Below are 21,737 nucleotides of genomic sequence, written 5' to 3' on the forward strand. Positions count from 1 at the left end.
GCCGTTTAAGGCTCAGCGCGTCACGTCGAAACCCGCGTCCTCCACCGCCGCCGCCAACTCCTCCGGCGACACGATCTCCGCGTCGTACATCACCTTGGCCTGCTTGGCCTCCAGGCTGACCTCGGCCTCGCTGACGCCGGCCATGCCGCTGAGCACGCCGCTGACGCTTTTCACGCAACCCTGGCAGGTCATGCCATCCACTTTCATGATCAATTCGGACATTGCTTTCTCCTGAAAAAATTCAAAACTTCGCTAGCGCCGATGCCGCCCTATTTCCAGCGCCGCAACAACAGCGAATTACTCACCACCGATACCGAACTCATCGCCATCGCCGCGCCGGCGATCACCGGGTTCAACATGCCCAGCGCCGCCAGCGGTATCCCCATCACGTTGTAGATGAAGGCGAACAGCAGATTCTGCCGGATTTTGCGCAGGCTGGCGCGCGACAGCCGGATCGCGTCCACCGCGTGCATCAGGTCGCCGTGCATCAGCGTGATGTCGGCGGCCTCGATCGCCACGTCCGAGCCGGCGCCCATCGCCAGGCTGACGTCGGCGGCGGCCAGCGCCGGCGCGTCGTTGACGCCGTCGCCCATCATCGCCACCTTGAAACCCTGCGCCTGCCAGCGCCGCACCTCCGCCGCCTTGTCCTGCGGCTTCACCTCGGCGCGGTAATCGCGGATGCCCGCTTCCGCGGCGATGCCGGCGGCAGTGGCCGGGTTGTCGCCGGTCAGCATCGCCACCCGTATGCCCATGGCCTGCAACTGCGCCACCGCCTGGGCCGAGCTGGGGCGGATGCGGTCGGCGATCGCCAACAGGCCCAGCAGCTCCTCGCCGCGCGCCACCGCCACCACGGTGTTGCCCGCCTGCTGCAGGGGCAAGGCGGCGGACAGCGCCTGCTCGCCCAGCCAGCCGGGCACGCCGGCGCGCACCAGGCCGTGGCCGGCCACCTCAGCCTGCACCCCCTGCCCCACCTGGGCCGCGAAGCCGCTGACCGGCAGCAAGGGTAGGCCCTGCTGCTGCGCCTGCTGCAGGATGGCGCGCGCCAGCGGGTGTTCCGAACCGGCCTCCACGCTGGCGGCCAGTTGCAGCACCAGGTCCGCGTCCGCCTCCAAGGGCAGCACTTGTTTCACTTGCGGCTTGCCCTCGGTCAGCGTGCCGGTCTTGTCCACCAGCAACACCCCCACCTGGCTGGCCAGTTCCAGCGCGGTGGCGTTGCGGAACAGAATGCCGCGCCGCGCGCCGTTGCCCACGCCCACCATCACCGCCGTCGGCGTGGCCAGGCCCAAGGCGCACGGGCAGGCGATCACCAACACCGCCACCGCGTGGATCAGCGCCGCCGACCAGTCCTGCAGCCACAGGCCGGTGACGACGAAGGTCAGCAGGCTGATGCCCACCACCACCGGCACGAACACGCCGGAAATCACGTCCGCCAATTGCTGGATCGGCGCCTTGGAGCCCTGGGCCGCGCTGACCAGACGCACGATCTCGGCCAGTTGGGTGTCGCCGCCCACGCCGGTGGCGCGCACTTTAAGCATGCCGTCCTGATTGCGGGTGGCGGCGTAGACGCTGTCGCCCACCCGCTTGGCCACCGGCAGGCTTTCGCCGGTGAGCATGCTTTCGTCCAGCGCCGCCGCGCCGTCCACCACCTCGCCGTCCACCGGCAGGGTTTCGCCGTGGCGCACCACCACCACATCGCCCTGGCGCAGCGCGGTGACCGCCACCTCTTCCACCCGGCCGTCCTCGCGCTCCACGCGAGCGGTCTTGGGCGCCAGCCGGATCAACTCTTCGATCGCCGCCGAAGTCTTGCCCTTGGCGCGCGCCTCCAGCAGCTTGCCCAGCAGCACCAGGGTGATCACCGAGGCGCTGGCTTCAAAATAAATATGCTGGTCCTCCAGGCCCAACAACGTCACCGCCGCCGACAACAGCCAGGCCATGCTGGTGCCCAGAGCCACCAGCACGTCCATATTGGCGCCGCCGCCGCGCAGCGCCGCCCAGGCGCCCTTGTAGAAACGCCAGCCAACGACGAACTGCACCGGCGTGGCCAAAGCCAGCTGCCAGTAACGCGGCAGCCAGCCATGGTGGCCGCCGCTGAACATCGCCGCCATTTCAATGACGAAAGGCAGCGTCAACAGAGCGGAAAACGCGAACCACAGCCGCTCGCGCCGGTAGCGGCGCGCATGCTCGGCGGCCAGGGTGTCGTCGCCCGGCCCGGCTTTGGGCGCGGCCTGGTAGCCGGCGCGGCTGACCGCGGCGATCAGCGCCGCCTCGTCGGCCAGCCCAGCCACGTAATCGACGCGCGCGCTCTCGCTGGCGAAGTTGACCTGGGCGGATACGCCCGGCAACCGGTTCAGCACCTTCTCGATGCGGCCGGCGCAGGCGGCGCAGGTCATGCCCTGGATGTCCAGTTCCGCCTGCCGGCGCGGCACGGCGAAACCGGTCTTGGCGATGGTGTCCACCAAGGTTTGCGGCGGGGTTTTGACCGGGTCGAACGAGACCTTGGCCGATTCGCTGGCGAAGTTGACCGCCGCCTCCACCCCGTCCAGCCGGTTCAACTGTTTTTCAATCCTGGCGGCGCAGGCCGCGCAACTCATGCCCTCAATCGGCAAATCCACGGTGCTTGCTGTCATGATGACCTCCTGAGCCGAATTATATACCCCCACAGGGTATTTGTGGCAAACCCTTTTTTCACTCTTGTCACCGTGGCGGGCTTTACCACGCCGGCGGCCGCGTGGTAACAAGATAGGCTGAGAACCCTTGCAGGAAAACGCTATGCCCCTGAAACGCTACGGCGACGATTGCGCCTTGATCGTGGTGGACGTGCAAAACAGTTTTTGTCCCGGCGGCGAACTGGCGGTGGCCGACGGCGATCAGGTCGTGCCGCTGATCAACCACATGATGCAGTTCTTCAACCGGGTGATCCTGACCCAAGACTGGCACCCGGCCAAACATGTGTCCTTCGCCAGCCAGCATGCCGGCAAGCAGCCTTTCGACAGCATCCAGCTGCCGTATGGCGAGCAGACGCTGTGGCCGGATCACTGCGTGGCCGGCAGCCATGGCGCGGCATTCCACCCGGAGCTGGACACCAGCCAGGCCCAACTGATCATCCGCAAGGGCTGCAACCCGGCTCTGGACAGCTATTCCGCCTTTGTCGAAGCGGATCGCCAAACCCCCACCGGCCTGGCCGGCTACCTGGCCGAGCGCGGCGTCAAGCGGGTATGGCTGGCCGGGCTCGCCACCGACTACTGCGTGGCCTGGAGCGCGCTGGACGCGCGCGCCGCCGGCCTGGAAACCACGGTGGTGGACGACGCCTGCCGCGGCATCAATCTGAACGGCTCGCTGAGTAGCGCCTGGGCGCAGATGCTGGCCGCCGGCGTGCAGAGGCTGCGCTCGGACGAGGTGTAAGAAGCTGTTTACGATCTGCTGCGCGTCGGCGGGATTGCTTAGACAAGGGCGTTGAAACCGCCTTCAGAATGCTCATGTACCGTATGTACATTCCGCTTCTTCAGCCGCAACGCCTTGTCTCGCTCTGGCTCGCGAGATCGTGGGCAGATGCTAAGCAAGCCCGGCGCTGGCAGGCGCCTGGAAACAAAAACACTTAGGAGAAAAAGAATGAAGCTATTCCAACACGCCCGCCTCTGGCTGGCCGCCGGCCTGCTGCTGGCCGGGCTGGCGCGCGCGGACGCGCCACTGGTGCTGATGACGGACTTCGGCCTCAAGGACGGCGCGGTGTCGGCGATGCGCGGCGTCGCCTACTCGGTGGACCCCAAGCTGACGCTGTCCGACCTGACCCACGAGATCCCCGATTACGATATCTGGAGCGGCGCCTACCGGCTGTACCAGACCGCCAACTACTGGCCCAAGGGCACGGTGTTCGTGTCGGTGGTGGACCCGGGCGTCGGCACCGAGCGCCAGTCCGTGGTGCTGAAAACACGGGACGGCCGCTACTTCGTCAATCCCAACAACGGCCTGCTGACCTTGATCGCTGAACGCGACGGCGTGGCCGAACTGCGCCGCATAGACGAGAAAACCAACCGCTTGCAGGGTTCGGCCGACTCCTACACCTTCCATGGCCGCGACGTCTACGCCTACACCGGCGCGCGGCTGGCCGCCGGCAAGATCCGTTTCGAGGACGTGGGCCCGTCGCTGCCGGCATCCGCCGTGGTCAAGCTGTCCTATCAGCGCGCGGAAGCCGCCAATGGACGGCTCAAGGGCATGATCCCGGTGCTGGACCCGCAATACGGCAATGTGTGGACCAATATCCCCAAAACCTTGTTCGAAGCCCAGGGCTTCCGCCCCGGCGACGCGGTGAAAGTGCGCATCTTCAAGCAGGGCAAGCCGGTGGACGAGGTGGTGGCGCCTTATCGCCGCACCTTCGGCGAAGTGCCCAGCGGCCAGCCGCTGGTCTATCTGAACAGCCTGCTGGACGTGTCGCTGGCGCTGAATATGGACAACTACGCCGCCAAGCGCGGCATCGGCTCCGGACCGGAGTGGTCGGTGGAGCTGAGCCGGCCCTGAACGCCGCCGCTACTCGAAATCGAATTTCAAAGTGGCGCTGCCCTGGAACCCGCCCGGCGTCGGGTTCTCCACCATCTTGACCGGCCAGGCGGTCAAGCCGAACAAGGCGCGCAGATTGTCGTAATCCAGCGCGATCGGAATCAATTGCCCGCCGGCCGGCGTCCCGCCAGGCAGGCTGGGCGGCACCAGCTTGCCGGCGCTCTCCATCGCCACCGCCACGTTCTGATGCGTGGTTTCCAGATAGCGCGCGTCCCGGCCGTGCGGCCGTCCTTCCAGCGCCAGATTGATCTTGACCCCGGCGGAGATATTGGTGCATTGAATCTGGAAAGTGCGGCTCACCGCGCTTTGCCTGGCCGCGCCGGAACGGGCCAATTGCCCGGCGATCAAGGGGCCGAAATCGATAGTGGTTTGCTGCCCCGCGGCCAGCTTGCAGTTCTGCGGCACCGTCACGCCCATGCTCATGAACAAGCTGACCATGGGGACGCTGCCCGGCGCAGTGGCGTAACCTTGCACGCCGAACACATCCAGCACTTTGAATTCAGGCACATTCAAAGTGCCGACAAACGGGCGGCTGATCAGCAAATGCACTCGCCCCCGGCTGCCGGTCTCAAAGGGCCGCGAGTCGATTGACTCGCCGTTTCTACAGCGCCGCTGACCAGTCATCTCATTGCTCAAACTGTCCCACGGCACCGCTTTATACTGTCGAACCTCCCCGGCGAGAAAGACCTCCACCCCCACTTGCAGATTGCGGTTCAAGACATAGAACTGCAACGGCACGCCATTGACCGTTCTGCGCTCCCCCTTGGGCAGCTCGGTCCTGGTGGTGTAGAACACCTTGAAAGGTGTCTCCGCCCCGGCACAAGCGCAGCGCGCCACATAAGTATCGCCCAACTCCCATCTATGGGCGTTCGGGTACAAGGCCCCCGCCGCATTGTCATCCGGCGAGGTAAAAGTCCGGTTAAACGCGAAACTGAACCGGGGAACCGAGCCTGTAGGCTCGCAAGGCCCCGCATTGGCCATGCCTCCAAGCAGGAAGCTCAGCAGCATGACGCCGATGCTCCGCCGGATTTTGATGTGCTTCATTCGCTGATGCTCCACTCGATCATATTGCAAAGTCGGCCCGCTCCCGCAAACTAGCCGCAGTTCAGCGTCCGCCGCTGGTAATAGCGGCCGGCCTTGGCCGGCGGCAGCCGGTAATCGGCCGTACACTGGCCTCCCCGCCATTTCACCGTCAGCCGGCCGGTCTCCCGCTTCAGCAAGGCCAGCACCTTGCCCCTGGGGTCGACGATGCCCAGCGGTTTGCCGTCGGCGTCCTCCACGCTGGCGCCAAACGGCGCCGGAGCACCGTCCTGCCGCAGCAGGGTGAACTGGGCGCGCTGGCCGCTTCTGGCCTTGAACACGCCCTTGACCACGGCGCCGCGCCGCGGCACCACCAGCTTGACCGTGTCGTCCAGTTCCACGTCGGCCCCCAGCTGCCGGGTGTCCAGGCTCAGGGTGTTGACGCGGTAGGGCTGCGCGTAGGGTTGCACCGCGTAGCCGTTGCGCCCCAGTTCGCCGCCGTTGCCGGTGCGCAGCGCCGGTCCGGTCACGCCGTCCACTTGCAAGAGCGCGAAAGTGTCGCCCACCGGACGACTCAGGTTGACGCCGCCGCCATGGGCGACAATGGCGCCGGACAGGCCGACGCTGGCGGACTGGTAATGACGCGCCGCGTTGTAGGCCGCGCTCAATTGCACGAAATCGGCGTTGTGGTTGACGCTGAGCCCGCCCGAGGTGCTGCCGTTGCGCCCGGCATGGCCAAGCTGCACGGAATAGCTGGTGTTCTCGCCCAGATGGCCGCTGACCCCGGTTTGCAGCGTGGAGCCGTTGCCGGAGGTGTGGCTCAGGTTGGCGTACATCCGCGGCGAGCGCGGCTTGGGCCCCAGCGGCACGGTAAAGGTCAGCATCACCTGGTTGCTGCTGACGCCGCCGGGCCGGCTGTCGCGGCTCCGGCTCAAGGTGAAGTTGTAGCCCAGCAGTTTCCAGTTGTTGCCGTAGCCCAGGCCCACGCTGCCGCTGCTGCCGTTCTGTCCCCAGTAGCTTTGCTGGCTCAGATTCAGATACAGGCTGCCGAAACGCCGCTCGCGGCCCAGGTCCTGCTGGGTGCTCAGATCGATACGCGAGCGGCTGCGGCCGAACTGTCCCTGGCTATTGCCGGCGAGATCGTTGGCGTGGTCGTTGAAACTGCGATAGCCGGAGGTCGAATAGCGATACGCGGCCAGCGTCAGGTTGGTCAGGGTGCGGGTAAAGGTTTTGGCGTAAAGCAGTCTCAAGCTCTGCCCTTGCCGCCGCGCGCCCCTGACCCGGCTGTTGGACTGGGTGAAGTCCAAGGACAGCGCGCCCAGCGGGGTGTTGGCGCCCACGCCCAGGTTGACGGCCTGAAAATTCGATGTGAGCTGGAAGCCCGCCGCCACCGTGCTGTCGTCGCCCGCGCCGTAGACCAGCGTGCCGGCGGCGAAACTGGGATGCACGTCCTGGCTGCCCTGATACTCGCCGAAGGCGGCGCTGTAGCGCCAACGGCCCTTGCGCAGCATCAGGGGCAGGCTGGAGAAGGACTGCTGCGTCACCCGCTTGCTGCCGTCGGCCTCGGTGACGGTGATTTCCAGATCGCCGTTGGAGCCGGACGGGAAAATATCGCTCAGCTCGAACGGCCCCGGCGGCACATTGGCGCGGTACAGCGTATAGCCGTTCTGGCGGACTTCCACCACCGCGTTGCTCTGCGCCTGGCCGCGCACCACCGGCGCGTAGCCGCGCTCGCCGTCCGGCAGCATCGCGTCGTCGCTGGCCAGCTGCGCGCCTCGGAAGCGCACGCTGTCGAACAAGGTGGAGTCTGCGTATTGCTCGCCCAGCGCCAGCTGGCTTTTCCAGCCAATCAAGTCGCGCTGCAACACGCTGCGGTTGCTGCGCGCGCTCATGGACTGGCCGTCGGCCCAGTTGAAGGTGCTGTCGTTGCGCAAACGCCAAGCGCCCAGATTGACGCCGTTTTGCAGGCCAAGGAAGACGTTGCGGCGGTTGACCCCGCCCGGCTCGCTGCTGCGGCTCTCATTGCCGTTGAACTGGTAGTTGACGTAGGCGGCGGCCACGCCGGCGTCCCAGAGCGCCGGGTCGATATAACCGCGCGCGCCGCGGCTGAGAAAGGCCTGGGGAATGCTCAAGCTCAGTTGCAGCCGATTGGCGTCGTAGTCCGCCGCCGCCAGGTCCATCAGCGCCGGCAGGTCCAGGCAGGCCGGATCGTCCGCGGACAAGGGCGGCGTCAGGCTTTGCAGCTGCACGCCGGCCGCCTGCAGCAAACCGGCGTCGATGCAGGCTTCCACCTTGCCGCTGGCCGCCTGGCGAAACAGCACGTCGCGGCGGCCGGTCAGATTGCCGTTGACCAGCACGTCCACGCGATAGTTGCCGGGCAGCAAGGCGTTGCCGGCGCTGAGCACCGCGCTCAAATCCGGCATCCGGCCGGAGCCGTTGATGAAGTTGGTGTTGAAGGCCAGCAAGACAGGCGCGGACTGCGCCTCTCCTTCCGCCGCCTCCGCCCGGGCCAGTTCCGCCAGCGCCATCAACAGGGCCAGGCAGCCGGGCTTCAGCGCGGAACGGCGTCGGATCGAGGTTTTATTCCAGGGCTGACGATTTGGACGTATGCGCATGATTGGGCTTTATACGGAGGGGATCCGGCAGATGGCCGAGGAAGATGGAAGCGACATGGTCAAGGTTCCTGGGGGCGCTGCTGAGGGCGGCCTTCCCGGCCGGCTTCGAGCGCGACCTCGTACTCCACAAGCCCGCCGAAGTCGTTGATGATGCCGTAGCGCAGTTGCGCGCTGCCGGCGGCGGACGGTTTCAGCGGCCATTGCCCGCTGCCGCCCGGCGCCACCATATAGGCGCTCGCCAGCTCCTGCGCTCCGGCGCCGGCCTTGAGCGTCAAGTCCACCACCGTCACGTGATAGCGGCTGGGGTTATCCACGCGCAAGGCCGGCCTGCCGTCGGCCTGGAGCAGGCTCCAGCGCAAGCCTTCCGGCGCTTGCAAGGCGGCGTCGCTGCCCAGCCCCTGAGGCCGGAAGAACACCTTGACGCGCTGGCGCACCGCCAGTTGCAGCACATTGTCTCCGCGCGCCGCCTGGGGGATTTCCTGCACGTTCAGCCAAAATACCGACTCCCGGTCGAGCGCCGCTCCGGCGCCCTCGTACAACACCCGCAGCAACTGCTGCTGTTTAAGCGGCAAGCGCGCCAGCGGAGGCGTCACCGCGAACGGCAGTTCGTCCGGCTGGCCTTCCGCCGACTCCAGCCAGGACTGGACCAGGATCTCCTCGCCCAGATTGCTGACGATGATGGAGGCCTCCTTGTCATTGCCGTCAAAGATGACGCGGGTGCCGTTAAGCGCGATGCCGGCCCAAACCGGACTGATGAGCAAGGCCAGGGAGAGGAACAGAATGATTTTCATGAGTGAGGCCACGAGATATCCAACAATGGTCCCAAGGCGGCTGACGCGGCCGGGAACGCGATGAGGAAAGGGAGGACGGCGCGCCGTCGTCCTGGCAGAGCCTGTTCAGGAGAGCCCGCGGCGCGGCCAGTCCCGCGCCGCGGCATGGCGCGGACGCCTGACGACGCCGCGCCGGCGCTTTAGTCGTAAGTCAGGGTAAACGGCAGGCTGGCGTTGGCGATGCCGGGCGACATGGCCCCGCCGGAGCCGACATAGGCGGCGGCGAAACTGACGCGACGGATATCATCGGGCTGACCCGGCTGGTCCTCTTGCAAGAGAACGCCGCTGGTCAGGTTGTAGGCGGAGGGGTTGGCCACCGCGGCGCTGTCGAACACCGCGATGCCGACGCCCCGGGCAAAGCCCGGAGACGAGGTGCCGTTGTTGACGCGCAGGATGTTGTTGCCGCTCATCACTTCCGGCGCCGCGCCGGCCAGCTTCATCGTCACTTTGCTGGCGGTTTTGCAAATGATGTTGAAGTTCACCTGCCGGCTGCCGGCGCCGGTGAACTTGGGATTGGCCAGCGTGCCGATGTCCTCCACCGACACCGTGCCCATGTCCACCTTGATGCTGTTGGCGTCGCCATTGGGCGAGCTGAGCCGGCAAGAATCGGAAATCACTCGGCCGGTAAAGTCGATCTGGCCGGAAAGGGTATCGGCAAAGACCGGACTGACGGCAAAGGCGGCCAGCGCCGCCACAACGAATTTCCCTTGCTTGCTGTTTAACAATTTCATGCAAAACCTCCCTCAGATTGAAAAAGCCGCAGACCAAAGCCTGCGACGTTCGAATGGCGAAAACACGCCAACGCCAAGATTGTCAAACAATCTGAAGAGGATTTTAGGTTTTCAAATACTTATGAAATATAGGATTTATCCTATTTTATTGTCATATGGTTATATGAAATGCTAACCATAAGGTAATCATCTTAAAATCGCATAATATTAATATGCGAAATTAATGGATTTTTATTGGGAAACTCCATACAAAAATAAATCCCCCTCAGGGGAAGGAGAAAACCCCAAGGCAAGCTGGGCCGAAAGAGGACTCGCCGCGCTTTTCAAGTGCGTAACGCGCGGGCGGAAAAAAAACGGCAGCCGCCGTACAGGCGTCTGCCGTTTCTCAGGGAATACGCTGGGCTGGTCCAGCCTAGGCGGGACCGCGTCTCAGAGCCAGCGCCGCTTCCAGAACAACCACCCCAGCCCGCCGGCGATGCCCAGCATCGCCAACAGCACCAGGTGATAGCCGTAATGCCATTTCAGCTCCGGCATGTATTCGAAGTTCATGCCGTAGATGCCTGCGATCAGCGTCAGCGGCATGAAGATCATGGTCAAGACGGTGAGCACCCGCATTTGCAGGTTGAGCCGATGGGACTGGGTGGACAGGTAGAGGTCCAGCATGTCGCCCACCATCTCGCGCGACATCTCCAGCGATTCGATCACATGCATGGTGTGATCGTAAGCGTCGCGCAGATAGACCAAGGTCTCCGGCTTGAAAAAGCCATGCTCGCCGCGGTTCAGCGAAATCAGCATTTCCCGCATCGGCATCAGCGCGCGGCGCAGCTTCAGGCAATCGCGCTTCAGCCTCTGGATCTGCAGCAAAACGCCCTGATCGCGTCCGCGCAGCAGCATGGTGTCCATGCGCTCCACTTTTTCGTTGAACTCGGTGAGCACGCCGAAGTAGTCGTCTATCATCGCGTCCAGCAAGGAATAGCCCAGGTAGTCGGCGTCCTTGTGGCGCAGCAGGCCGCGTCCGCGGCGCAGCCGTTCCCGCACCTCCTCGAACACGCCGGTGGGGCGCTCCTGAAAGCTCAGCACGAAACGGCGGCCGATGACCAGATAGATCTGATCGGACAACAAGCGCCCGGCGCCGTTTTCACTGTGCTGGTGGTAATCGAACACCCGGCTGGCGACGAACAAATAATCGCCGTAGTCCTCCACCTTGGGCCGCTGGCGCGCGTTCATGATGTCTTCCAGCACCAGGGAATGCAGGCCAAAGCGCTGGCCGATGGCGCGCATCACCTCGGGCTGGTGCAGGCCGTAGACGTTGAGCCACAAGACGCCGCCGCCGGGCTGGTGGGCCAGGCCCTCGGCCACGGTCTGGAACACGGTTTCCTGCAATTGCTCCGGGCCGTATTCGAACAGCGAGATCGAGGCTTCCGGCAATTTCGCCTCGCCCACCGACAGCAGGGTGCCGGGCGCCTCGCCCAGCGTGGGAATGCGTTTTTTCAGCGTGGCGTGGCGCATGGGCGGATCACACTTGCACGATGTCGAGCACGAAGCCGACGTTCTTCCACTGGCCGATCTCCTGCTTGAAGCCGCTCGCCGTCAGCGGGCTGCCCTTCAGCCAGACCTTGTTCAGCGTCAGCGCGAAGCCGGTGGCATGCTGGCGCAGGTCCAGCATTTCCGGCAGCGCGATGCTGTTGCGGCTGCGGTGGAACAAGACCGCCAGCCGCAGCGACACCACCGCCTGCCACAGGCTGGAGTCTTCCATGTATTGCCGCATCTTGCCCATGTCGCCGCGGTGGCCCAGCACGATGGCGGCCAGCGTGGCCTGTTCGCGCTTGGAGAAGCCGGGCATGTCGGCGTGCTGCAGGATGTAGGACGAGTGCTTGTGATAGGCGGTGTGCGAGATGGTCAGCCCGATCTCGTGCAGCTTGGCCGCCCACAGCAGGCGCTTGAGCATGGCCTGGTCCACGTCCTCGCCGGCCACCATCCGGTACAGGCGCTCGGCCAGTGCGGTGACGCGCTCGGCCTGGGCGGTGTCCACATGGTAGCGGCGCTTGAACTGGGTGACGGTGGTATCGCGCATGTCCTTTTCACGCTGGCGGCCCAATAGATCGTATAGCACGCCGTCGCGCAAAGCGCCTTCGGCCACCGTCATCTTGTCGATGGCCAGTTCCTGGAACACCGCGATCATGATGGCGAGGCCGCCGGCCAGCACCGGCGCGCGGTCGGCCTTGAGGCCATTGACGTCGATGGCGGCGATGCCGCCCTGGCGGATCAGCAGCGCCTTGAGCTTTTCCATGCCGGACAAGGTGATGTCGGCCGTGCTCCAGTCGTTGATTTCCAGCACGTCGCGCAGGGAACGCGCGGTGCCGGAGGTGCCCACCGCCAGCTGCCATTCTTCGCGCTGGTATTGGTGGGCGATGCGCTGAATCTCGTTGCGCGCGGCCAGGATGGCGTCCCGGAAATTGGCCTGGGTCAGCTTGCCGTCGCCGAAATAGCGCAATGTGTAGCTGACGCAGCCCAGGGGCAGGCTTTCGGTGACCAGGGCTTTGTAATGGCTGCCGATGATGAACTCGGTGGAGCCGCCGCCGATGTCCACCACCATGCGCCGCTCCTTGGTGTCCGGCAGCGAATGGGCGGCGCCCAGATAGATCAGCCGCGCCTCTTCGCGGCCGGCGATCACCTCGATGGGAAAGCCCAGCAAGGGCTCGGCCTTGGCGATGAAGTCCGCCGCGTTCTTGGCCACGCGCAGGGTATTGGTGCCCACCGCGCGCACTTGCGCCGGGGTGAAGCCGCGCAGGCGCTCGCCAAAGCGGGCGAGACAGGCCAGGGCCTTGTCCTGGGTTTCCTGGTCCAGTTGTTTGTCGGCGGTCAGGCCCGCGCCCAGGCGCACGGTCTCCTTCATCACGTCCAGCGCGTACAGCTGGTCGTCCACCACCCGCGACACTTGCAGGCGGAAGCTGTTGGAGCCCATATCGATGGTGGCGAGCACGTTGTTTGGGGGCGTGGTCAGTGTCAAAGACACCCCTTCTCTCTTTATCAAGGCCCGCGCCCGCGCGGCGGCGCCGGCGGAAACGGGGGGATTCATCATCAGGTTGGATCGCCGGGGGACTGGCACGGACGCCGGACGCAACAATGGCGGTAACACCGAATGTTACCGCCATTTTAGGCAAACCGTCATGTCAAGTCGCCGTGGCCGGCGCGGGCCGGCTCAGCCCAGGGTTTCGCGCTTCTTGGTTTCCAGCGTGGTGTGGCGGATGTCCTTGCCCTTGACCAGGTAAACCACGTATTCGGAAATATTGGTGGCGTGATCGCCGATGCGCTCTATCGCCTTGGAGATGAACAAGGTGTCGATGGACATGCTGATGGTGCGCGGGTCTTCCATCATGAAGGTGATCAGCTGGCGCAGTTCGGCGGCGAAGTCTTCGTCCAGCTCCTGGTCAGCTTCGGCCAGTTCCAGCGCGGCGCTGGTGTCCAGGCGGGCGAAGGCGTCCAGCGCGCGGCGCAGCATGCCCAGCGCCGCGTCCGCCATTTTCTCGATCTCGCGGAAGCGCGGCACCTGATAGCGTTCGGACTGGTAGATGGTCTTGCCCATGCGCGCGATCTTCTTGGCTTCGTCGCCGATGCGCTCCAGATCGGTGATCACCTTGATCACGGTGAACACGATGCGCAAGTCGCTGGCCGCCGGCTGGCGGCGGGCGATGATGTGCAGGCAGTCGTCGTCGATGGTGACTTCCATCGCATTGACCAGCGCATCCTCGGCGATCACCTTGTCCAGCTTGTCAATATCGCCGGCCAGCAGGGCTTCCACCGCGGACAAAATCTGCTGCTCCACCAGTCCGCCCATCTGCAGGACGCGGGTGCGGATGGTTTCCAGCTCCATATCGAACTGTTTGGAAATATGCTCTGCCATGTCTGCCCCAAACCAAAACCAGTCAAAAAACGCTATGTTAATGCGGGCAGATGACGCCGATGTGACAATTCATCTGCCCGCCTGCGGGCGGCCTGCTCGAAGGCGAACGGCCCTTAACGGATTTCTTCCACGCCGCTTTGCCGCCCCAACACCAGCACGTCGGCGCGACGGCGCGCGAACAGGCCGCAGGTGACCACGCCGGCCAGATGGTTGATGATCTCCTCCAGTTCCACCGGCTTCTGGATCTTCAAGCCGTGCACGTCCAGGATCACGTTGCCGTTGTCGGTGCTCACGCCCTGGCGCAGTTCCGGGTGCCCCCCCAGCTTGACCAGTTCGCGCGCCACATAGCTGCGCGCCATCGGAATGACCTCGATGGGCAACGGGAAGCCGCCCAGCATGGCGACGTATTTGCTTTCGTCGGCGATGCAGATGAATTGATCGGCCACGCTGGCGACGATTTTCTCGCGGGTCAGCGCGGCGCCGCCGCCCTTGATCATGTGCAGGTGGTGGTTGATTTCATCGGCGCCGTCGATGTACACCGGCAGCGCGTCCACTTCGTTCAGGTCGAACACCGGGATGTGGTGGGCCTTGAGGCGGGCGGTGGAGGCGTCCGAGCTGGACACCGCGCCGCGGATGCGGCCCTTGATGGCGGCCAGCTCTTCAATGAACAGATTGACGGTGCTGCCGGTGCCGACGCCGACGATGCTGTCGTCCGGCACGAATTCGATGGCCTTCTTGGCCACGGCAAGCTTCAGTTGGTCCTGAGTCAACATGGTAATGCCTCCTGTGTTGGGATGGTATTGCGCCGGGCGGATTATGGCACGGGGCGGGCCGCCGGACACCTGTCATCAATCTCGAACGGCGAATCTCGGCGCGGTTTTACACGGGCATCAGCAGGCAGGCGGCTTGCGCCTCTATCGCCTCGCAGCGGCCCAGATAGCCGAGCTTTTCATTGGTCTTGCCCTTGACGTTGACCGCGCCGATCTCCAGGCCCAGGTCTTCGGCGATGGCCGCGCGCATCGCGTCGATGTACGGAGCCAGCTTGGGCTGCTGCGCGATCAGCGTGCTGTCCACGTTCACCGGGCGCCAGCCGGCGGCGCGCACGCGCTTGGCCGCTTCGCGCAGCAGCGCGCGGCTGTCCGCGCCTTTGAATTCGGGATCGGTGTCCGGAAAATGGCGGCCGATGTCGCCCAGCGCCGCCGCGCCCAGCAAGGCGTCGGTAATCGCGTGCAGCAAGGCGTCGGCGTCGGAGTGGCCCAACAGGCCCTTATCGTGCGGAATGCGCACGCCGCCCAGGATCAACGGCCGGCCGGCCACCATCTGATGCACGTCGTAGCCCTGTCCAACTCGAAACATATCAATCCTTTCTTGCCGCCAGCACCGCGCGCGCCAAGGCCAGATCGCGCGGATAAGTCACTTTGAAATTCTGGGCGTCGCCCTCCACCAGCCGCGGCTTGCCGCCGCAGCGCTCAATGGCGGAGGCTTCGTCGGTCACATCCGCCAGATCCCCGCCTTGCAGCGCTTCCCGCAATTTGCCGCGGCGGAACATCTGCGGAGTTTGCGCCAGCCACAGGCCGGCGCGGGAAACGGTGACCGCCACGCGCTGTTCGGCGTCGGCGCGCTTGACGGTGTCCGGCACCGGCAGGGCCAGCAGGCCGCCCACCGGATCGTCGCCCACCTCGGCCAGCAGCCGCTCCACCGCGTCCGCGGTCAGACAGCAGCGCGCGGCGTCGTGCACCAGCACCCAGTCGTCGTCGGCGCAGTCCAGCGCCTCCAGGCCGTTGCGCACGCTCTCGGCGCGGCTGACGCCGCCCGCGCGCAACACTTGCAGCTTGGGGATGTCCCAGTCGAAATCGTCGAACCACTCGTCGCAAGGAGAGATCACCACCGCCACCGTCTCCACGGCGGGCACCGCGGCCAGCGCCTGCAGGGTGTGCCACATCAGCGGCCTGCCGTTCAATTGCAGGTATTGCTTGGGGCTGGGCGCGCCGAAGCGGCTGCCGTGGCCGGCGGCCGGCACCAAGGCCAGATAGCGGCTCACGCGCCCTCTCCGGCCGGCGTCTCCAGGCTGCGCCACAGGCAGCTGCCCTTCACCGACTTGTCCAGATCGTTCAAATAACTTTGATGATCGGCCAGCTCCCGCTCGTTGGCGCGCTTGACGATCAGCGGCTTGCGCTCGAAATCCATCGCGCCGTGCTGGCCGCCGGGCAGATCGACGTCGATGTCCATCACCAGACTTTCCTGGCCGCGGGTCATCCACAGATAGACTTCGGACAGCAGCTCGCAGTCCACCAGCGCGCCGTGCAAGGTGCGGTTGGAGCGGTCGATCTCGAAGCGGTCGCACAAGGCGTCCAGGCTGTTGCGCTTGCCGGGGAACTGGTCGCGCGCCTCGCGCAGGGTGTCAATCACATTGGCGCACAGGTTCTTGATCGACGGCAGGCCCACTCTTTCGAATTCGGCGTTGAGGAAGCCGACGTCAAACGGCGCATTGTGGATGATCAGTTCCGCGTCGCGCAGGAAGTCGGCCATTTCCTCGGCCACCTCGCGGAACTTGGGCTTGCCTTCCAGGAACTCCAGCGAGATGCCGTGCACGCGCTGGGCGTCCGGATCGATGTCTCGCTCCGGGTGGATGTAAAGATGCAGATGCTTGCCGGTCAGCTTGCGGTTGATCATTTCCAGGCCGGCGAATTCGATGATGCGATGGCCTTGGGCGTGTTCGAGACCGGTGGTTTCGGTATCGAGAATGATTTGTCTCATGCGCTATCCTGGCGACGGCCGCCGGCGGCGGCGTCGCTCTGACTCCAGAAGAAGGGCGGGCGCGGCCGGCTCAGGCCAGCTCTACGCCGCGGTTGGCCAGCTGATCGGCCCTTTCGTTGAACTCATGGCCGGCGTGGCCTTTGACCCAGCGCCACTCCACATGCAGATGGCGGTTGCGTTCGGCGTCCAGTTGCTGCCACAGATCGGCGTTCTTCACCGGCTCCTTGGCCGCGGTCTTCCAGCCGCGCGCCTTCCAGCCGTGGATCCATTCGGAAATGCCTTTTTGCACGTATTGGGAGTCGGTGTACACCACCACCTGACACGGCCGGTTCAAGGTGGCCAGGCCCTTGATCACCGCCAGCAACTCCATGCGGTTATTGGTGGTGTTGGCCTCGCCGCCGCACACTTCCTTTTCCTTGCCCTTGAAGCGCAGCAAAGCGCCCCAGCCGCCCGGTCCCGGATTGCCCTTGCAGGCGCCGTCGGTATACATCTCTACCTTGTCTTCAGTCGTCATGCTGTCTCGTCATTGCCGGGGCTCGCGCCCCGCTTGCTGTGTTGTTTCATGGTTCCCGGTGGCTGTGATGACGCTCGTTGCCGGCGGCCACCGCCAGGCCGGCCTTGGCCTTGCCCTGCTTCCAATTGGGCAGGATCAAGCGCATGCCGCGCTGGCGCTTGATCGCCTCGATGCCGTACACGCCGGCGGCCAGCGGCCACCAGCGGTCCCCGGCCCGCTCCATGAAGCGGAAACGCTGCACCCAGTCGCAGCGGGAGAACGGCGGCGCGTAGCCCATGAAGCCTCCGCTCGCGGGCTCCAGCTCCAGCAGGGTCAGCCAGTCCTTGATGCGCACCAGCGACAGGAAGTTGCCGCTCCACGGCGCGTTCTCGCGCCCTTGGACCAGTCGGCGCACGCCCCACAGCGACACCGGATTGAAGCCGGTGAGGATCAGGCGGCCCTCCGGCATCAGCACGCGCTCGGCTTCGCGCAGTACCTGATGCGGCACGGTGGTAAAATCCAGCACATGCGGCATCACCAGCAGGTCCAGGCTGCGGCTTTCGAACGGCAGTTGCTCCGGAGCGCACAGAATCTGCGCCGGTCCGGAGTCCGAAACGCGGCACTGCCAGGGAATGCGGTTGGCACGCAGGAAATCGACTTCCGGCAAACCCAGCTGCACCGCATGAAAGCCGAACACGTCGGCGACGGCGCGGTCGAAATAAGCCTGCTCGCGCTCCAGCAGATAACAGCCCAATTCGCTGGAGCTCAGCCAGTCGCTAAACGAATTCTTCATCGAGAGAAGCCTTATGCCAGCCAAATACACCGTCAGCCCGGTAGGGGCCTTCAGTGACAATTATATCTGGGTTTTGCATCACAGCGGCCGCGCTGTCGTGGTCGACCCGGGCGAAGCCGCGCCGGTGGCCGCCTTCCTGGAACGGGAAGGACTGCAACTGGAAGCCATCCTGATCACCCATCACCACGCCGACCACATCGGCGGCGTGGCCGAGCTGTCCGCGCGCTGGCCGGACGCCGCCGTCTACGGCCCGGCCGACATCGCCTCGGTCTCCCGCCCGGTGATGGACGGTGCCCGCGTCGAGCTCTCCTTCGGCGCGGCCGCGGTGCTGGAAGTTCCGGGCCACACGCTGAACCACCTGGCCTATGTGATCGACGACGCGCTGTTTTGCGGCGACACCCTGTTCGGCGCCGGCTGTGGCCGGCTGTTCGAAGGCACGCCGCGGCAAATGCACGATTCGCTGGCCAAGCTGGCCGCGCTGCCGGACGCCACCAAGGTCTATCCGGCCCATGAATACACCTTGGCCAATCTGCGCTTCGCGCTGACGGTGGAGCCGGGCAACCCGGTGCTGGCCATCCGCATGAGCCGAGACCTGAAGCTGCGCGAGCAGAACCTGCCCACCCTGCCCTCCACCATCAGCCTGGAACGCGCCAGCAATCCCTTTCTGCGCGCGCATGAACCGGCGGTGCGTCAGTCCGCCGCGCACTGGAGCGGCCAGCCGCTTAATGATGTTGTCGAGGTCTTTTCCGCGCTGCGCGAGTGGAAAAATCGCTTCTGAGGGATTTGTTCACAATCTTGCGAGCCAAGGCGAAACACGGCGAAAACGACGGGAAAAACGGAAGGCGCGTCGCTGTCCATTCGTATTTCAAAACGGTTTTCAAGGCCGTATCGCATACGCGCGGCCTACCGCGAACGGCCCCTCAAACCATGACAAGGAACTGAATCCTGAGTGCCACTGTTAAAAATAACTGGCGCAGGACAGTCTGCATGGCCTATATGTCAGCAAAGCACATGAAGTTATTTGGTTTTTTGGTTGACACCCCTATGTTGGCTGTTTAGCATCAGCCGAAATCAGAATTCCGGGCCCGCCAAATGAATCGCTTCACCCCGTTGGCACTTTCGCTGTCATTTGCTTTTTTATTTGCCTCCGCCGCGCACGCGGACGGGGCGTTTCGCCAATCCGTCGGCGTGGACGAGGGCCTGGCCTCCGGCCTGGACATGATGCTGCTGAACTCCAGCCTGCTTCGCAACGGCGACAATGTCTGGGAGCGCGCGCGCGAAGGCTTCCAACTGCCGGAAGTGAACGCCGACATCGTGCGCCGCCAGGAACGCTTTTATGCCAGCAAGCCGGAATACTTCCGCCGCACGCTGGACCGCAGTAGAAAATATCTGTTTCACATCATGAACGAGGTGGAGCGCCGCGGCATGCCCACCGAACTGGCGCTGCTGCCGCTGGTGGAAAGCGCCTTCGTTCCCACCGCGAAATCCCATGTCGGCGCCTCCGGCCTGTGGCAATTCATGCCGGCCACCGGCCGCCACTACGGTCTGGAACAGACTTGGTGGTACGACGGCCGCCGCGACGTGATGGAAGCCACCCGCGCCGCGCTGGACTATCTGGAAAACCTGTACGGACAGTTTGGCGACTGGAATATCGCCTTGGCCGCCTATAACTGGGGCGAGGGCAACGTCTCCCGCGCCATCGCCCGGCTGCAGGCCAGCGGTCAGGAAGTGACGTACGAAAACATCCGCATGCCCAACGAAACGCGCAACTACGCGCCCAAGTTGCTGGCGGTGCGCAACATCCTCAACGATCCGGCCAAGTTCGGCGTGCGCCTGGACAAATTCCCCAACAAGCCTTATTTCGTCGCGGTTTCCACCGGCAAGCACATGAATATCGACATCGCCGCCAAGCTGGCCGGCGTGTCCATCGGGGAATTCAAAGAACTGAACCCGGCCTTCAACCTGCCGGTATACGCGCACAAAAACGGCCGCCAGATGCTGATCCCGGCGGCCAAGGCCGACAAGTTCCAAGCCAATCTGGCCAAGTGGGACAAGCCGCTGCTCACTTGGGAAGTCTACACTCCGCCCGCGGACGCCAACGTCAGCCTGATCGCCAGCGAGCACGGCATGAGCGCCGGCCAATTGATGAGCGCCAACAATCTGAGCAGCAGCTCGCTCAAGGCCGGCCAGCCGGTGCTGGTGGCGATGAGCAAGGATCAGCGCGACATCCGTCCGCTGGACGCCACCGACACCGCCTTGCCGGAAAGCGGCGACAGCGCCACCCTGTTGGCGCAGGCGGAAACACCGCGCGCCGCGCCGGCGGTGATGGTCGCCTCGGCCCAAGCCGTCCCGCAAGCCACCCCCGTCGCTCAGGTTCAGACGCCGCCGGCCGCCGTCCAGCCCGCTCCCGCCCTGGCGGCAGCGCCGGAAGCCCCGCCGGCCCCGGCCAAAACCGTCCTCGTGGCGGCAGCGCCCGCGACAACGGCCACGGCCGACGCCGACGGCAATTACACCGTGGCCGCGGGCGACACCCTGTACAGCGTCGCCCGTCGCTTCAACCTTAGTCTGGACGATTTGAAAACGGCCAATCAGCTGGATTCCAACACCGTTCTGGTCGGCCAGGTGCTCAACGTCAACAAAACCCTGGACAAGAGCGCGACCCTGCTGGCGGACAGCCGCGCCAGCCAGGCTCAGCAAGACGCCTTGCTGAAAGTCAGCGGCCTGCAGATAAACCAGCGCGCCACCGGCAGCGTGCCGGCGGAATACGTGGTGCAGCGCGGCGACACCCTGTTCAGCATCGCCCGCCGCTTCGGCGTCAATCACAACGACATCCAGCGCTGGAACGATTCCCGCCAGTTGACCCGGCTGCAGCCGGGCCAGAAAGTGCGCATCCAGGGCCTGTAAGGACTTGGGCCGCAAAAAAAGCCAGGGCGAGCCCTGGCTTTTTTCATGCCCGTCGCTAGCGACTGCGCCCCTGGCTGGCGCTGCTCAGCCAGTGCCACACCATCAGCAGCACCCCGCGGCTGGGCGGCGGCACCTGCATCAGGCTGGGCAGCAGCAGCGCCAAATCCTCGCGCAAATGCTCGGCGACCAGATTGAACTCCGCGGTCAGCCAGTGGCAATACGAGGGCTTGTCCAGCGCCAGCGGACTGACCGCCTCGCTCAGCACCTCCGCCAGCATCGCCGGCTGATTGAAACGCATGCCGTGAGCGGCGCGCATCAGCGTGCGCACGATGGCGCGGCGCTGCTCGGCGCCGTCGCTCAGGGCCGGCGTGTTCAGGGCCACCTCGCCCATACGGTCCAGCAAGCTGCACAGCGCGCGCTGACGCCGCTGGATGGCGTCGAAACCCGCCGCGGGCAGGCCGGACTCCTGCACCGCCGCCGCCACCAAGGAGCGCATCCGGATCAAGCGGCTGTTGAAACGCTCCAGCGCCAAGCCGGCGTCCACCTCGCGCCGCCGCGCGATCTTGCTGTACAGGGTGGCCGCTTCGCGCAAATTGTCCGCCAGCAAAAAACGCCAGCTGTCTATCGCCCGCAAAGGAAACAGGCCCGCGGCCACCAAGCCCAGCAGGGAACCGGCCAGCACATTGAAGCCGCGCCACAGCGCGGCCTCCACCGGCTCGTTGCCCAGGCCGGCGACAATCACCATGGTCAGCCCCACCAGCAGCGCCAGATACTCGCCCTTGCCCAGCGCGAACCAGGCGCTGAGCATCACCAGCGCCGTCATCCACAGATAGCAGGACAGCGGCGAATGGCGATACAAGGCCATGGCCACCAGGCCGGCCGCCGCCCCCAGCAAAGAGCCGCCCATGCGCTGCAAGGCCTTGCGCCTTACCCCGCCCCAGTGCGGCACGCTGCCCAGCACGATCAGAATGGTCACCAGCATCCAGCTGCCATGCGGTATCTCGAACAACAGGTTCAAGGCCAAACCCACCAAAAACGCCGCGGCCACCCGCAGCACATGCGCCTGCCTGGCGTACAGGTTCAGATAATACGGCGTCAGCAGAATGCGCCAGGAGCGCCAGCGGCTGCCTTCCATC

At 65.0% G+C, this 21,737-nt stretch carries 20 protein-coding genes; 4 read left to right on the plus strand and 16 right to left on the minus strand.

Annotated elements, in window-relative coordinates; all coding sequences use genetic code 11:
• Window positions 1-12 precede the first annotated feature (12 nt).
• Both QUG03_RS16705 and QUG03_RS16710 read right to left on the minus strand, forming a co-directional pair.
• Window positions 13-222, minus strand: coding sequence for a heavy-metal-associated domain-containing protein (locus QUG03_RS16705; protein WP_500820433.1), 210 nt, complete (start codon window positions 220-222; stop codon window positions 13-15).
• Window positions 223-269: 47 nt separating this feature from the next.
• Window positions 270-2,627 (minus strand): heavy metal translocating P-type ATPase, encoded by a 2,358-nt coding sequence (locus QUG03_RS16710; protein ID WP_500820435.1) that lies wholly within the window; start codon window positions 2,625-2,627, stop codon window positions 270-272.
• 142 nt (window positions 2,628-2,769) lie between these two features.
• Here QUG03_RS16710 and pncA point away from each other — a divergent pair, with 142 nt between their 5' ends.
• Window positions 2,770-3,402 carry a bifunctional nicotinamidase/pyrazinamidase gene (gene pncA / locus QUG03_RS16715; protein WP_107798444.1) on the plus strand — a complete coding sequence of 211 codons (633 nt, stop codon included), beginning with the start codon at window positions 2,770-2,772 and terminating at the stop codon, window positions 3,400-3,402.
• 207 nt (window positions 3,403-3,609) lie between these two features.
• Window positions 3,610-4,515, plus strand: coding sequence for an SAM hydrolase/SAM-dependent halogenase family protein (locus QUG03_RS16720; protein WP_500820436.1), 906 nt, complete (start codon window positions 3,610-3,612; stop codon window positions 4,513-4,515).
• A gap of 9 nt (window positions 4,516-4,524) precedes the next feature.
• Here the strand turns inward: QUG03_RS16720 and QUG03_RS16725 are convergent, their stop codons facing one another.
• The 13 genes from QUG03_RS16725 to QUG03_RS16785 all read right to left on the minus strand — a co-directional run bounded on the left by QUG03_RS16725 (window position 4,525) and on the right by QUG03_RS16785 (window position 17,697).
• Window positions 4,525-5,349: a fimbrial protein gene (locus QUG03_RS16725; protein WP_500820437.1), complete on the minus strand. Its 825-nt coding sequence runs from the start codon at window positions 5,347-5,349 to the stop codon at window positions 4,525-4,527.
• Between the two features lie 299 nt (window positions 5,350-5,648).
• Window positions 5,649-8,189: a fimbria/pilus outer membrane usher protein gene (locus QUG03_RS16730; RefSeq protein ID WP_500820438.1), complete on the minus strand. Its 2,541-nt coding sequence runs from the start codon at window positions 8,187-8,189 to the stop codon at window positions 5,649-5,651.
• A 59-nt stretch (window positions 8,190-8,248) separates the two neighbouring features.
• The gene (locus tag QUG03_RS16735; protein ID WP_500820439.1) at window positions 8,249-8,980 is read right to left on the minus strand and encodes a fimbrial biogenesis chaperone; all 732 of its coding nucleotides are present in this window, start codon (window positions 8,978-8,980) and stop codon (window positions 8,249-8,251) included.
• Window positions 8,981-9,159: 179 nt separating this feature from the next.
• On the minus strand, window positions 9,160-9,750 hold the full coding sequence (locus QUG03_RS16740) for a fimbrial protein (protein ID WP_500820440.1): 591 nt from the start codon (window positions 9,748-9,750) through the stop codon (window positions 9,160-9,162).
• A gap of 429 nt (window positions 9,751-10,179) precedes the next feature.
• Window positions 10,180-11,259 (minus strand): magnesium/cobalt transporter CorA, encoded by a 1,080-nt coding sequence (gene corA / locus QUG03_RS16745; protein ID WP_500820441.1) that lies wholly within the window; start codon window positions 11,257-11,259, stop codon window positions 10,180-10,182.
• A gap of 7 nt (window positions 11,260-11,266) precedes the next feature.
• Window positions 11,267-12,754: an exopolyphosphatase gene (ppx, locus tag QUG03_RS16750; RefSeq protein ID WP_449727711.1), complete on the minus strand. Its 1,488-nt coding sequence runs from the start codon at window positions 12,752-12,754 to the stop codon at window positions 11,267-11,269.
• A 198-nt stretch (window positions 12,755-12,952) separates the two neighbouring features.
• The gene (gene phoU, locus QUG03_RS16755; RefSeq protein ID WP_107798437.1) at window positions 12,953-13,654 is read right to left on the minus strand and encodes a phosphate signaling complex protein PhoU; all 702 of its coding nucleotides are present in this window, start codon (window positions 13,652-13,654) and stop codon (window positions 12,953-12,955) included.
• A 113-nt stretch (window positions 13,655-13,767) separates the two neighbouring features.
• Window positions 13,768-14,427, minus strand: a complete 660-nt coding sequence (gene rpiA, locus QUG03_RS16760) for a ribose-5-phosphate isomerase RpiA (protein ID WP_107798436.1) — start codon at window positions 14,425-14,427, stop codon at window positions 13,768-13,770.
• A gap of 106 nt (window positions 14,428-14,533) precedes the next feature.
• A complete protein-coding gene (ispF, locus tag QUG03_RS16765; protein WP_107798435.1) occupies window positions 14,534-15,010 on the minus strand; it encodes a 2-C-methyl-D-erythritol 2,4-cyclodiphosphate synthase in 477 nt (158 codons plus the stop codon).
• A gap of 1 nt (window position 15,011) precedes the next feature.
• Window positions 15,012-15,695, minus strand: a complete 684-nt coding sequence (gene ispD, locus QUG03_RS16770; RefSeq protein WP_107798434.1) for a 2-C-methyl-D-erythritol 4-phosphate cytidylyltransferase — start codon at window positions 15,693-15,695, stop codon at window positions 15,012-15,014.
• Window positions 15,692-16,411 carry a DNA polymerase III subunit epsilon gene (gene dnaQ, locus QUG03_RS16775; protein ID WP_227104610.1) on the minus strand — a complete coding sequence of 240 codons (720 nt, stop codon included), beginning with the start codon at window positions 16,409-16,411 and terminating at the stop codon, window positions 15,692-15,694. The genes ispD and dnaQ overlap by 4 nt, the downstream gene beginning before the upstream one ends.
• Window positions 16,412-16,481: 70 nt before the next feature.
• Entirely contained in the window at window positions 16,482-16,925 is a 444-nt protein-coding gene (gene rnhA, locus QUG03_RS16780; RefSeq protein WP_081550245.1) for a ribonuclease HI, read from the minus strand.
• A 46-nt stretch (window positions 16,926-16,971) separates the two neighbouring features.
• Window positions 16,972-17,697: a class I SAM-dependent methyltransferase gene (locus QUG03_RS16785; RefSeq protein WP_107798432.1), complete on the minus strand. Its 726-nt coding sequence runs from the start codon at window positions 17,695-17,697 to the stop codon at window positions 16,972-16,974.
• Between the two features lie 13 nt (window positions 17,698-17,710).
• Here QUG03_RS16785 and gloB point away from each other — a divergent pair, with 13 nt between their 5' ends.
• Together gloB and QUG03_RS16795 are read left to right on the plus strand one after the other, a co-directional pair.
• On the plus strand, window positions 17,711-18,475 hold the full coding sequence (gene gloB / locus QUG03_RS16790) for a hydroxyacylglutathione hydrolase (protein WP_235087211.1): 765 nt from the start codon (window positions 17,711-17,713) through the stop codon (window positions 18,473-18,475).
• Between the two features lie 314 nt (window positions 18,476-18,789).
• Window positions 18,790-20,601: a lytic transglycosylase gene (locus QUG03_RS16795; RefSeq protein WP_500820442.1), complete on the plus strand. Its 1,812-nt coding sequence runs from the start codon at window positions 18,790-18,792 to the stop codon at window positions 20,599-20,601.
• A gap of 55 nt (window positions 20,602-20,656) precedes the next feature.
• On the opposite strand, the gene QUG03_RS16800 is transcribed toward QUG03_RS16795, so the two are convergent.
• Window positions 20,657-21,736 (minus strand): FUSC family protein, encoded by a 1,080-nt coding sequence (locus tag QUG03_RS16800; RefSeq protein WP_500820443.1) that lies wholly within the window; start codon window positions 21,734-21,736, stop codon window positions 20,657-20,659.
• Between the last annotated feature and the right edge of the window lies 1 nt (window position 21,737).

Source organism: Chromobacterium sp. CCUG 30098, assembly GCF_059916605.1.

Bases quoted from the DNA above. Each gene is read 5' to 3' on its own strand.
- QUG03_RS16705 (WP_500820433.1), bottom strand. From the start codon at position 222: ATGTCCGAATTGATCATGAAAGTGGATGGCATGACCTGCCAGGGTTGC.
- QUG03_RS16710 (WP_500820435.1), bottom strand. From the start codon at position 2,627: ATGACAGCAAGCACCGTGGATTTGCCGATTGAGGGCATGAGTTGCGCG.
- pncA (WP_107798444.1), top strand. From the start codon at position 2,770: ATGCCCCTGAAACGCTACGGCGACGATTGCGCCTTGATCGTGGTGGAC.
- QUG03_RS16720 (WP_500820436.1), top strand. From the start codon at position 3,610: ATGAAGCTATTCCAACACGCCCGCCTCTGGCTGGCCGCCGGCCTGCTG.
- QUG03_RS16730 (WP_500820438.1), bottom strand. From the start codon at position 8,189: ATGCGCATACGTCCAAATCGTCAGCCCTGGAATAAAACCTCGATCCGA.
- QUG03_RS16735 (WP_500820439.1), bottom strand. From the start codon at position 8,980: ATGAAAATCATTCTGTTCCTCTCCCTGGCCTTGCTCATCAGTCCGGTT.
- QUG03_RS16740 (WP_500820440.1), bottom strand. From the start codon at position 9,750: ATGAAATTGTTAAACAGCAAGCAAGGGAAATTCGTTGTGGCGGCGCTG.
- corA (WP_500820441.1), bottom strand. From the start codon at position 11,259: ATGCGCCACGCCACGCTGAAAAAACGCATTCCCACGCTGGGCGAGGCG.
- phoU (WP_107798437.1), bottom strand. From the start codon at position 13,654: ATGGCAGAGCATATTTCCAAACAGTTCGATATGGAGCTGGAAACCATC.
- rpiA (WP_107798436.1), bottom strand. From the start codon at position 14,427: ATGTTGACTCAGGACCAACTGAAGCTTGCCGTGGCCAAGAAGGCCATC.
- ispF (WP_107798435.1), bottom strand. From the start codon at position 15,010: ATGTTTCGAGTTGGACAGGGCTACGACGTGCATCAGATGGTGGCCGGC.
- dnaQ (WP_227104610.1), bottom strand. From the start codon at position 16,411: ATGAGACAAATCATTCTCGATACCGAAACCACCGGTCTCGAACACGCC.
- rnhA (WP_081550245.1), bottom strand. From the start codon at position 16,925: ATGACGACTGAAGACAAGGTAGAGATGTATACCGACGGCGCCTGCAAG.
- QUG03_RS16785 (WP_107798432.1), bottom strand. From the start codon at position 17,697: ATGAAGAATTCGTTTAGCGACTGGCTGAGCTCCAGCGAATTGGGCTGT.
- gloB (WP_235087211.1), top strand. From the start codon at position 17,711: ATGCCAGCCAAATACACCGTCAGCCCGGTAGGGGCCTTCAGTGACAAT.
- QUG03_RS16795 (WP_500820442.1), top strand. From the start codon at position 18,790: ATGAATCGCTTCACCCCGTTGGCACTTTCGCTGTCATTTGCTTTTTTA.
- QUG03_RS16800 (WP_500820443.1), bottom strand. From the start codon at position 21,736: ATGGAAGGCAGCCGCTGGCGCTCCTGGCGCATTCTGCTGACGCCGTAT.